Genomic DNA, 11,502 nt, shown 5'->3' on the forward strand with positions numbered 1-11,502 from the left:
GCACCGGGCTCGGCCTCGCGATCGCGCGCGCCGTCGTCGAGGGCCACGGCGGCACGCTCACCGTGGTCTCCGAGCCGCCGGGCGGCTCGCTGCTCCGGATGACGCTGCCACCGCGCCCGCCGACCGACCGCCGGGCGCCGGGGCCGTCGGCGCCACGGGCACACCGGGTCGAGAGGAAGCCCGTCTGACCCGGCCCGCCGGAACCCGGCCCGCCCGAACCCCGTCCCGCCGTACCGGGCGGCGGAGCGCACGCCCCGGCCTCGGACGCCGGGAGCCTCGCGACGCTCCGGCCGGGGAGCACGGCAGCCGGGACCACCGCGCTCCCCCGGGCTCGCCCCGAGGCGGAACGTTCAGGCCAGGCCGGCCAGGGCGATGGCCTCGGTCAGCCGGCGCTCGGACCGCTCGCGCGCCCGCTCGGCGCCCTCCTGGCGGATCCGGGTGAGTTCAAACCTGTCCTCCAGGAGCGCGAGCGCGCGCTCGCGGACCGGGCCGAGGGTGTCGATGACGGCCGTGCCGACCGCCTCCTTCAGATCGCGGTAGCCGCCGATCCCCCGGGCCGCCTCCTCCGCCGTCGTCCCCCGGCACACCGCCAGGATGTCGAGCAGGTTGGCGACGCCCGGCTGTTCGACGGCGTCGTAGCGCACCTCGTCGCGGCCGTCGGTCACCGCGCGCGCGAACTTGCGGCGGATCACCTCGGGCTCGTCCAGGACGAAGACGATGCCGTGCGCCTCGGAGCTCGACTTGGACATCTTCCGCGACGGGTCGCTCAAGTCCCGTACCCGCGCCCCGGCTTCGGGGAGCACGGCTTCGGGGACCACGAACACCTCGCCGTAGTCGGTGTTGAAGCGGCGGGCCAGCGTGCGGGCCAGTTCGACGTGCTGGCTCTGGTCCTCCCCGACGGGCACCTGCGCGGTGCCGTGCAGCAGGATGTCCGCGGCCATCAGCACCGGGTAGGTCAGCAGGCCGAGCCGCACGGACGCGCTGCCCCGGGACTTCTCCTTGAACTGGATCATCCGGCTGGCCTCGCCGAACGTACAGGTGCACTCCAGGAGCCAGGCGAGGGCCATGTGCTCGCGGATGAGGTCCGACTGCACGAAGAGCCGGTCCCCGGGAACCCCGGCGGCCACCAGCACCGCCAGCTGATGATCCGTCAGATCCCGGAGCCTTTCCGGGTCGTGATCGATCGTCATGGCGTGCATGTTGCTCACGAAGTACAGGTCATCCGGCCGCGAGTGGGCCGCCCAACGGCTGACGGCCCCGAGGTAGTTGCCGAGATGCGCTTCGCCCGAGGGCGTGATGCCCGAAAGTCTGGTCACTGGTCCGTCTCTCTGCTGGTAGCGGAGCCGCCCGAGTGGACCAAGCCGCGGCCGCCCACATGACGGGCGGCCGAATGCGCGTGAACGCGAGGAGGGGGCCGCCTCAGGCGGCCCACCACTGTCGTTCCACGCGCTTCATGGGTACGACCATACACGCCGCCCCGGCGGAGTGCCCGTGACGACCGCCGGGGCCGAACCCGCCGGGGTCCGGGCCGTCATGGTCGCGCGGGTGGTGCTCCCCGTGGCGCCCGGGAGTGCGGCAGGGTCCGCACGGTCCCGGTCCGCGGGAGTCCGGCGACCGCCTCGGCCGGTGGCCCGGTCCACCGCGCGGGCCGCGGCTCAGCGGCCGAGCCTCGCCTCCGGGCGGGCCCCGGTGAGCATGGACGGCACCTGTGTTCCCGGGAGCGCACGGCGGACGGGTTCACCCCCTGCCGGGCGGATGAGAGGACCCTCCCGGCCGGGTCTTCACGCGTCCGCGGCCAGGCGGAAGCCGGCGTGCCCGCTGGAGCTGTCCGGGCTGTTCGCGGTGCGGGCGGCGACCCGGTAGCGGTTGCAGTAGGACTTGTGGCACATGTGGGACCCGCCGCGGATGACCTTGTCGGTCCCGGCGGCCGGGCCGGCCGGGTTGACCAGCGGACGCCCGGCCGGGTGGTCGGTGGTCCACCAGTCGGCGCACCACTCCCAGACGTTGCCGGACACGTTGTACAGCCCGAAGCCGTTGGGCTCGAAGGCGTCGACGGGGGCGGTGCCCCGGAAGCCGTCGGCCGCGGTGTTCCGGGCGGGGAAGGTGCCGCGCCAGATGTTGCAGCGGTACTCCCCCGCCGGGTCCAGCTCGTCGCCCCAGGGGTAGCGGGCCTGCTCCACGCCGCCGCGCGCCGCGTACTCCCACTCCGCCTCGGTGGGCAGCCGCTTGCCCGCCCAGGAAGCGTACGCCGCGGCGTCGTTCCAGGACACGTGGACCACCGGGTGGTCGCCCCGCTCCCCGAGCTCGCTGCCCGGGCCCTCGGGGCGGTCCCAGGCGGCGCCCGGCACCCCGCACCACCACGGGGTCCGCTCGGGGCGCGGGGCGCCGCGGCGCAGCGCGGCGGGCAGGAAGGAGGCGAAGACGTAGGACCAGCCGATGCGTTCGGCGTCGGTGCGGTAGCCGGTGTCGGCGACGAACGCGGCGAACCGGTCGTTGGTGACGGCGCGGGAGCCGATCCGGAACGGGTCCAGCCGCACCGGGCGCACCGGGCCCTCCCCGTCGCCGGGGAACCCCTCGGCGTCGTCGGTGCCCATCAGGAACTCACCGCCGGGCAGCGACACCATCCCGTCGTCCTCGGCGCCGGGCCGGCGCGGCGAGGGGAGCGGCAGCGCGACCGCGGCCGGCGCCCCTCCCCCGGACGGCACGCAGCAGCGAGCGGGTGCGGTGGGGTCGGTCATGCTCGGGTCCTCCCGCGCCGGCCAGGGCCTATCGCCTCCGGAACTCATGTTCTAACGTACATAGCCCCACGACCCCCGGCCAAGGGACGGCGCCCCATGGACACCGATGTCATCGTCGTCGGAGCCGGCCTCGCCGGCCTCGTCGCCGCACACGAACTGACCTCCCGGGGGCGCCGGGTGGCCCTCGTCGACCAGGAGGGGCCCGCCGACCTGGGCGGCCAGGCGTTCTGGTCGTTCGGCGGCCTGTTCCTGGTCGACTCGCCCGAGCAGCGCCGACTGGGCGTCAAGGACTCCGCCGAGCTGGCCTGGAACGACTGGCGCGGCAGCGCGGGGTTCGACCGGCTCGACGACGAGGACTCCTGGGCGGAGCGCTGGGCCCGGGCCTACGTGGACTTCGCCGCCGGCGAGAAGCGCGGCTGGCTCGCCGGCCACGGCGTCACCTTCCTGCCGACCGTGGGCTGGGCCGAGCGCGGCGGCCTGCGCGCGGACGGGCACGGCAACTCCGTGCCCCGCTTCCACGTGGCCTGGGGCACCGGGCCCGGCGTGCTGCACCCCTTCGTCCGCAGCGCCCACCGGGCCGCCGCGGCCGGCCGGCTCTCCTTCCACCACCGCCACCGGGTGGACGAACTGCTCGTCACCGGCGGCGCCGTCCGGGGCGTCCGCGGCGCGCTGCTGGCCGCCGACGACTCCCCGCGCGGCGCCGCCACCAACCGCGACGTCACCGGCGAGTTCGAACTCACCGCCCAGGCCGTCGTCGTCACCACCGGCGGCATCGGCGCCGACCACGACCTGGTGCGGCGCCACTGGCCCAGCCGACTGGGCACGCCGCCCGCGCACATGGTCACCGGCGTCCCGGCCTACGTGGACGGCCGGATGCTCGACATCAGCGCGGACGCGGGCGCCCGGCTGGTGAACCGCGACCGCATGTGGCACTACACCGAGGGCCTGCACAACTGGGACCCGGTCTGGCCCGGCCACGGCATCCGGGTGCTGCCCGGTCCGTCCCCGCTGTGGTTCGACGCCCTGGGCCGACGGCTGCCGGACCCGTGCCTGCCCGGCTACGACACCCTGGCCACCCTGCGCCACCTGCGCACCACCGAGGACATAGCCGGGTACGACCACTCCTGGTTCATCCTCACCCAGAAGATCATCGAGAAGGAGTTCGCGCTCTCCGGCTCCGAGCAGAACCCCGACATCACCGGCAAGGACCGCGCCGCCGTCCTGCGCAGCCGCCTGCTCGGCAACGGGGCACCCGCGCCGGTCGAGGCCTTCAAGCGCAACGGCGCGGACTTCGTCGTCGCCCGCACCCTCGACGACCTCGTCGCCGGGATGAACCGGCTGACCACCGAACCCCTGCTCGACCCGGTGGCCCTCCGCCGCCAGATCGAGGCCCGCGACCTGCAGATCGCCAACCCCTTCAGCAAGGACTCGCAGGTCCAGGGCATCCGCAACGCCCGCCGCTACCTGGGCGACCGGCTCGGCCGCGCCGCCGCGCCGCACCGTTTCCTCGACCCCGCCCACGGGCCGCTCATCGGCGTGAAGCTCCACGTCCTCACCCGCAAGACGCTCGGCGGCATCCAGACCGACCTGGACTCCCGTGCCCTAGGCCAGGACGGCGACCCCGTCGAGGGCCTCTACGCGGCCGGCGAGGTCGCGGGCTTCGGCGGCGGCGGGGTGCACGGCTACAACGCCCTTGAGGGCACCTTCCTCGGCGGCTGCCTCTTCAGCGGCCGCCAGGCCGGCCGCGCCGCCGCCCGCCAGGTGGGCTGACCCGGCCGACCCGCTGACCCGGCTGACCTGGCCGACCTGGCTGACCCACCGACCCTGCCGACCCTGCCGACCCGCTGAACGGCCGGGCACCCCACCGGCGATCCCCGGCCCAAGGGCGCGGCCGTCGGCCACGAGACACTACGAACCGCTCCGCTCACCGCCGGTGGCCGGCGACCAGCCGTCGGCGGCGAGCCCGCGCGCCACCGTGTCGAGGTCCGTGCCCAGCTTGTGGGCGGCCCGGACGAGCAGGTTCAGCGCGGTGTGCGGGGGCACGCCGAAGCGCTCCGCGGTGATGCCGATGGCCAGGCCGGTGGCGTGCCGGCGGTCGAGCAGGTCGGCCACCGCCCTGGCCAGCGCGAAGCGGTCCAGCGCGGCCGAGGCCTGGAGGGCGAGCGCCTCGACCAGGCCGAGCGCCGGGGTGCCCGGCTCCACCGGGGTGCGCAGGTACGCGCTGAGGGCGGTGCAGCCGTGCGGGTGGGTCCGCAGGTGCGCGCTGGCCACGGCCCGCACACCGCAGCGCCGCGCCCGGTCGGCGAACCGGCCGGGGCGGCCCGGGTCCAGCCGGACCACGACCTGCCCCTCGCCCTGGCGGCGCACCCTGGGCAGCGGGCCCGCCCCCGCCTCGCCCTGCGCGCGTTCCAGGGCCAGCAGGTACGAGGAGCTGGCCGCGAAGGTCTCCACCGAGCCGTCGTCGTGCCAGGTGCTCACCGCGGCGCCCACGCAGTCGGGGACCGCGACCCTGGTCAGCTGCACCACGTCGTGCAGCGTCGGGGTGGAGCCGGACCGGTGCTCCCGGGCCGCGAGTTCGCCGAGCTCGGTCAGCAGCGCCGCGTGGGCCCGGTCGGCGGACGGGGAGCCGTCCGCCGGCCCGCCGGTTCCCGCCGGCGCCTGGCGCTCCAGCAGCGCGCGGGCCCGGGCGACCGCGCGGACCGCGTCGGCCTCCCCGGTGTAGATGCCGATCGTGTAGCAGACGTCGCGCAGCCGCTGCCGGGCCTCCGGCGAGCGCGACGGGGACAGCGCCTCGTACTCCGCGACCAGTCGGCCGAGGGCCGCGACATCCACCATGGGCATGATGACCTCCGGGGTTTCCGGACAGTATGCGTCCGATCACCCTCGGGCACCGCACCCCCGGCCGGGGAAGCCGGTCGGGACGTCCGGGACCGGCCGTCCGCCACGGCCGTCCGCCACGGGTGTCCGCCACGGGTGTCCGCCACGGGTGTCGGCACCGCCCCGCCGGGGAGGGGAAGTCATCCGGCCGCCGCCGGTCCGTCGGCCCAGCCGGGGGCGTCCCGGTCCTCAAGGCACTCGCGCAGCCAGGCGAGGGTGGCGCCGAGCAGCCGGGAGACGTGCATCTGGGAGACGCCGACGCGTTCGGCGATCCGGGACTGGGTGCAGCCGTCCCAGAACCGCAGTTTGAGGACGGTCTGCTCGCGCTCGGGCAGTTGGGCCAGCAGCGGGCGCACGGCGGTGCGGAAGTCGGCGAGTTCGATGCCGGGGTCGCAGCCGCCGAGGCGGTCGAGCAGGGCGCTGCCGCTCTCCTCGGCATCCTGGTCGCGCAGCGCGTCCAGGGAGCTGGAGCGGTAGACGCGGCCCGCCATCAGTCCCTCGGCGGCCTGCTCGACGGTGAGGTGCAGGTCCTCGGCGATCTCCTCGGGCCGGGGCGGCCGGCCGAGTTCCTGCTCCAGGCGGTCCGAGCCGCGGGCGACGGCCAGGTAGAGCTCCTGCATGCCGCGCGGGACCCGGACCGGCCAGGAGGTGTCGCGGAAGAACCGCTTGATCTCTCCGGTGATGGTCGGGATCGCGTAGGTGACGAACTCGACGCCGCGCCGTGGGTCGTAGCCGTCCACGGCCTTGATCAGGCCGATCGTGCCGACCTGGAGGATGTCCTCCATGTCCTCCGCGCGGTGGCGGAAGCGGGAGGCGATGAACCGCACCAGCGGCATGTTGAGCTCGATGATCGTGCCGCGCACGTAGCTGTAGCCATGGGTCTCGCGGGCCAGCCCGGCCAGCCGGTCGAACAGCGCGTCGCTCAGTCCCCGGGCCTCGGACTTCCCCATGGCCCGCAGTTCGGCGGCCGTGGGCCTGAGCGGCAGGTCGGCCGGCACGACGGGGTCACGGCGGACGGTTTCCGGACGGATGGGCACTGGACCTCCCCTGGGCATCGGGGTGAACGCCCTGGACCCGTGCGAGCAGGCGGCCCGCGCGTCGGGGGTTTCCTCCCGCGGGGCCTGTACCCGGCTTGTTCGATCGAGCGCGGTCCCGGTGACACCCGGTGGGGTGCCCGAGCGGCCGGACGACTCGCGGCCGCCGCATGGGTTGTTCTACCCGACACCCGGCGTCGAACTCATGTTTCATCCGCTTTTTACGGTTTTGTCCGGATTCCCGGATGCCCGGATACCCGCGCGCCCGGAGCCGGAGAGCTCGGCGGGGAGTCGGACGAGGCGGAGGCGAAGGCGCACGGCTGCCTCCACGGCGGCACCGCACACCCTGCGTGACGACCCCGACGACCCCGACGACCCCGACGACCCCGACGACCTCGACGGCCCCACCGCCCCGCGCCGACTGGGTCTCCCGGCCCCGGATTGGGGCCCTCCGGCCCTGATGCCCCGTCAACACCCGCCCCATCCTGGACTCGCCGAGGCCCTTCCCGCTCGCCCCGGCCGAACGACACCCCGAGTCCCCGGAGGACCCGCATGTTCTGCTTCCAGTGCGAACAGACCGACCGCACCGGTGCCACCCCCGGCTGCGCCGGTCCGCTCGGCAACTGCGGCAAGGATTCCCCCACGTCGGACCTCCAGGACCTGCTGATCCACGCGGTCAAGGGCATCTCCCAGTACGCCGCGAAGGCCCGCGCCCTCGGCGACCCGGACGACGAGGCCGCCGCCTTCGTCCTCTACGCCGTCTTCACCACGCTCACCAACGTCAACTTCAACCCCACCCGCTTCGCCGCGCTGATCCAGCTGGCCATGGGCGTCCGCGACCGCGCCCGGGACCGCTACGAGCGGGCCGCGCGCGCCGCCGGCCAGGAACCGGAGACCCTCACCGGACCGGCCTCCTGGTCGCCCGACGCCGCCCCGGCCGCACTCGTCGCCCAGGCACCGGGCGTCCGGGTGGACATCGGACTCCCGCTGGTGGGACCGGAGGTGGTCGGCCTCCGCTCCCTCCACCTCTACGCGCTCAAGGGCATCTGCGCGTACGCCCACCACGCCGACGTGCTCGGCCGCCGCAGTGCCGAGGTGCTCGGCGGCGTCGAGGACGCCTTCGCCTACCTGGCCGGCGATCCGACCGACCCGGCCGAGCTGCTGGAGCGCGCCGTCGGCCTCGGCCGGCTGAACCTCGCGGCGATCGAACTGCTCGACGCCGCCAACACCGGCACCTACGGCGCCCAGCGGCCCACCGCCGTGCGCACCACCCCGGTCGCGGGCAAGGCGATCCTGGTCAGCGGCCACGACCTGCGGGACCTGGAGGCCCTGCTGGCGCAGACCCGGGACCAGGGCATCAACGTCTACACCCACGGCGAGATGCTCCCCGCCCACGCCTACCCGCTGCTCAAGGCCCACCCGCACCTGGCGGGCAACTACGGCGGCGCCTGGCAGGACCAGCAGCAGGAGTTCGCGGCCTTCCCCGGCCCGATCCTGATGACCTCCAACTGCGTCATCGAGCCGCACGTCAGCTACCGGCGCCGGATCTTCACCGCCGGGCCGGTCGGCTGGCCCGGCGTCCGGCACCTCGCCGACCACGACTTCCGCCCGCTGATCCAGGCCGCCCACGCCCTGCCGGGCTTCCCGGAGACCGCCACCGAGGAGGAGGCCGTCACCGTCGGCTTCGGCCGCGACGCCGTGCTCGCCGTCGCCGACCAGGTGGTCGGCGCGGTCCAGCGGGGCGCCATCCGGCACTTCTTCCTGATCGGCGGCTGCGACGGCCCCACCCCCGGGCGCGACTACTACACCGACTTCGCCCTCGGCGCGCCCCGGGACAGCGTGGTGCTCACCCTCGGCTGCGCCAAGTACCGCTTCAACCGGCACGACTTCGGCGAGATCGCCGGACTCCCCCGGCTGCTGGACCTCGGCCAGTGCAACGACACCTACTCCGCCATCCGCATCGCCACCGCGCTGGCCGACGCCTTCGAGTGCGAGGTCAACGACCTGCCGCTCACCCTGGCGCTGTCCTGGACGGAGCAGAAGGCCGTCGCGGTGCTGCTCACCCTGCTCGCGCTGGGCATCCGCAGCATCCACCTCGGCCCCTCGCTGCCCGGCTTCCTGACCCCCTCCCTGGTCGACGAACTGGTGAAGCGCTTCGACCTGCGGCTGATCGGCGACCCGGCCGCCGACCTGGCAGCGGCGCTCGAACGGTCGGCCTCGTGAGCCCTACGGAGGCCCCGAACGCGGCCGGCTCGCGCCCGGCCCCGGAAAGCAACCCGGGTGCGGCCGGCCCGCACCCGGTCACCCTCACCACCAGCGACGGCGGCCTCCTCACGTTCGACTGCGCCCCTGGGCTCAGCGTCCTGGAGGCCGCGGCGGAGGCCGGCGCCGCCCTGCCCGCCTCCTGCCGCCAGGGCACCTGCGGCTCCTGCCACGCCTCCGTCACCGGCGGAGCGTACGAACTCGGCCCGCACAGCGAACAGGCCCTGCCCGCGCGGGATCGCGAGCGCGACGGGGTGCTGCTCTGCCGCACCTTCCCCCGCGGGCCGCTCACGGCCGCGCTGCCGTACGAGCGCTCCCGCATCCTGTACGGGGGCGTCCCGGTCCGCGAAGCCACCGTCACCGCGGTGGAGCCGCTCGCCCCGGAGACCGTACGGCTGGAGCTGCGCCTCGACGACCCGGACTGCCAGTTCGACCCGGGCCAGTTCATGGAGCTCCGGCTGCCCGGCAGTGAGGTGAAGCGCGCGTACTCCCCCGCCAACACCGGCAACTGGGAGGGCCGGCTGGAGTTCTACGTCCGGCTGCGGGAGGGCGGGCACTTCTCCTCGTACCTCGCCCACCGGGCCCGTCCGGGCGACCGGCTCACCGTGCACGGCCCGCAGGGCGCCTTCGGGCTTCACGAGACCGGCCTGCGCCCACGCTGGTTCGTGGCCGGCGGCACCGGACTGGCCCCGCTCCTCGCGATGGTCCGCCGGATGGCCGAGTGGCAGGAGCCGCAGCCCGCCCGGCTGTTCCTCGGCGTCAACGAGTCGCAGGACGTCTTCGGCCTGGACGAACTCGCCGCGGTGGCCGCCGAGTTGCCCGGCTTCCGGTACGAGGTCCGCGTCTGGCGGCCCGGCCCCGGCTGGTCCGGCCCGACCGGCACCCCGGCGGAACCGCTGGCCGCCGCCCTGCCCGAACTCGCGGGCACCGCACCGGACCTGTACGTCTGCGGACCGCCGCCCATGGTCGACGCGGTCCTCCGGGCCGCCACCACGGCCGGAGTTCCGCCCGAGCAGATCCACCGGGAGCGCTTCCTCGCGACGTGAGCGCGATGGGCCGCCCCGGGCCGCCCCGGGCCGCCGCCGAACACCTCGGCGGCGGCCCACAGCCCTGACGCGCGGACAGCGCGACGGACTCGGCCGCCCCCGAGTCCCCTCCCCCGACGCGCGGCCCGCGCTACTCCGCGCTCCCGCTCCCGCCCACGGACGCGGACGCGAGCGCCGGGGCGTTGTACTCGGCGAGGGTCTCGCGGGTGAAGCCGAAGAAGTACGTCGCCAGGAAGCCCGCCACGTAGCCGGTCAGCAGGCCGCCGCCGTAGACGGCGGCGCTCCCGAGCAGCCCGTGCGGGCCGGCCAGCAGCGGGAAGAGGGCCCAGCCGGACGGCCCGATGGCGGTGGAGCCCACGGCGCCGCCGAGCTGACCGGCGACCCCGATGAAGGCGCCCCCGGCAGCGCCGCCGACGCAGGCCGTGACGAACGGGCGCCCCAGCGGCAGGGTGACGCCGTACACCAGGGGCTCGCCGACGCCGAGCAGTCCGGCCGGGAGGGCGGAGCGGATGGTGGCCCGGATCGAGGCGTTGTGGCGCAGCCGCAGGTAGACGGCCGCGGCGCAGCCGACCTGGCCGGCGCCGGCCATGGCGAGGATCGGCAGCAGGACGGTGGAGCCCTGCTGCTGGATCAGGGTGGTGTGGATCGGGATCAGCGCCTGGTGGAGCCCGAGCATCACCAGCGGGAGGAAGAGGCCGCCGAGCACCAGCCCGGCGAGCAGGCCGCCATGGGCGAGCAGCCAGGTGGCGGCGTGGCCGATGGCGGTGGAGACCTCCCCGGCGACGAACATCAGGCCGAACAGGGCGGCCAGCCCGCCGAGCAGGACCGTGACCGTGGGGGTGACCAGCACGTCCAGGGCGTCGGGCACCAACCGCCGGGTCCAGCGCTCCAGGTGGACGGCCAGCAGCGCGGCGCCGAGCGCCCCGATCACACCGCCCTGTCCGGGGGTGAGGTGGTGGCCGAAGGCCTCGACCTTGGCGACCCCCGCGTAGACGATCACGCCGGCCACCGCCCCGCCGAGGACGGGGGTGCCGCCGAACTCCTTGGCCGTGTTGTAGCCGACGAAGACGGCGAGCAGGGACATGAATCCCGAGGAGACCGGCCCGAGCGCGGTGACCAGCGCCGGCGCCCAGCCGAGGTTGGCGAGGGCCCCGGCGAGGCCGGCCACGATCCCGCACCCGATCAGGGCGGGGATCAGCGGGACGAAGATGTCGGCGATCCGGCGCAGCGCCAGCTTCACCGGGGTCGCGTTGCGCGCCCGGGCCCGTGCCCGGATGCGTTCGCCGTGCCCGGCGAGCTGTTCGGCGGTGGGGGCGCTCCCGGTCTCGCCCGCCACCCCGGCCGCCTCGCCCTCCACCCCGGCACCGGCGCCGGCACCACCGACCTCGTCCGCCGCCCCGGCACCGTCCAGGAGCCGCCGCAGCCGCGCGGTGACCCCGGCGACGGCGGCGGGGCCGAGGACGATCTGGTAGGTGTCGTCCTCGACCGTGCCCAGGACCGCCGGCAGCGCCCGCAGCGCCTCGGTGTCGACCAGGGCGCGGTCCG

General features: G+C 75.3%; 9 protein-coding genes. 4 read left to right on the plus strand and 5 right to left on the minus strand.

Annotated features, from left to right (window positions below; translation table 11 throughout):
* Nucleotides 1-188 (plus strand): ATP-binding protein (locus tag ACFRMQ_RS29495; RefSeq protein ID WP_380733713.1); only part of this gene is annotated, 188 nt, incomplete at its 5' end.
* A gap of 162 nt (nt 189-350) precedes the next feature.
* Here ACFRMQ_RS29495 and trpS read toward each other — a convergent pair.
* Nucleotides 351-1,316: a tryptophan--tRNA ligase gene (gene trpS, locus ACFRMQ_RS29500; protein WP_380733714.1), complete on the minus strand. Its 966-nt coding sequence runs from the start codon at nt 1,314-1,316 to the stop codon at nt 351-353.
* A gap of 465 nt (nt 1,317-1,781) precedes the next feature.
* Nucleotides 1,782-2,738, minus strand: coding sequence for a formylglycine-generating enzyme family protein (locus tag ACFRMQ_RS29505; protein WP_380733715.1), 957 nt, complete (start codon nt 2,736-2,738; stop codon nt 1,782-1,784).
* Nucleotides 2,739-2,834: 96 nt separating this feature from the next.
* Here ACFRMQ_RS29505 and ACFRMQ_RS29510 point away from each other — a divergent pair, with 96 nt between their 5' ends.
* Entirely contained in the window at nt 2,835-4,508 is a 1,674-nt protein-coding gene (locus ACFRMQ_RS29510) for an FAD-binding dehydrogenase (RefSeq protein ID WP_380733716.1), read from the plus strand.
* Between the two features lie 138 nt (nt 4,509-4,646).
* Here ACFRMQ_RS29510 and ACFRMQ_RS29515 read toward each other — a convergent pair whose 3' ends face one another.
* Together ACFRMQ_RS29515 and ACFRMQ_RS29520 are read right to left on the minus strand one after the other, a co-directional pair.
* Entirely contained in the window at nt 4,647-5,579 is a 933-nt protein-coding gene (locus ACFRMQ_RS29515) for a DUF5133 domain-containing protein (protein ID WP_380733717.1), read from the minus strand.
* Between the two features lie 176 nt (nt 5,580-5,755).
* Nucleotides 5,756-6,652, minus strand: coding sequence for a SigB/SigF/SigG family RNA polymerase sigma factor (locus ACFRMQ_RS29520; protein ID WP_380733718.1), 897 nt, complete (start codon nt 6,650-6,652; stop codon nt 5,756-5,758).
* 549 nt (nt 6,653-7,201) lie between these two features.
* Here ACFRMQ_RS29520 and hcp point away from each other — a divergent pair.
* Complete coding sequence (hcp, locus tag ACFRMQ_RS29525; protein WP_380733719.1) at nt 7,202-8,872, plus strand: hydroxylamine reductase; 1,671 nt, start codon at nt 7,202-7,204, stop codon at nt 8,870-8,872.
* A complete protein-coding gene (locus tag ACFRMQ_RS29530) occupies nt 8,869-9,957 on the plus strand; it encodes an FAD-binding oxidoreductase (protein WP_380733720.1) in 1,089 nt (362 codons plus the stop codon). The genes hcp and ACFRMQ_RS29530 overlap by 4 nt, the downstream gene beginning before the upstream one ends.
* 130 nt (nt 9,958-10,087) lie before the next feature.
* Here the strand turns inward: ACFRMQ_RS29530 and ACFRMQ_RS29535 are convergent.
* Nucleotides 10,088-11,502, minus strand: a 1,415-nt coding sequence (locus tag ACFRMQ_RS29535) for a PTS transporter subunit EIIC (protein ID WP_380733721.1), incomplete at its 5' end; no start/stop codon positions are given.

Origin of the sequence: Kitasatospora sp. NPDC056783 (assembly GCF_042789895.1) — a bacterium.
Classification (GTDB): domain Bacteria; phylum Actinomycetota; class Actinomycetes; order Streptomycetales; family Streptomycetaceae; genus Kitasatospora.

Bases quoted from the DNA above. Each gene is read 5' to 3' on its own strand.
- ACFRMQ_RS29505 (WP_380733715.1), bottom strand. From the start codon at position 2,738: ATGACCGACCCCACCGCACCCGCTCGCTGCTGCGTGCCGTCCGGGGGA.
- ACFRMQ_RS29510 (WP_380733716.1), top strand. From the start codon at position 2,835: ATGGACACCGATGTCATCGTCGTCGGAGCCGGCCTCGCCGGCCTCGTC.
- ACFRMQ_RS29515 (WP_380733717.1), bottom strand. From the start codon at position 5,579: ATGCCCATGGTGGATGTCGCGGCCCTCGGCCGACTGGTCGCGGAGTAC.
- hcp (WP_380733719.1), top strand. From the start codon at position 7,202: ATGTTCTGCTTCCAGTGCGAACAGACCGACCGCACCGGTGCCACCCCC.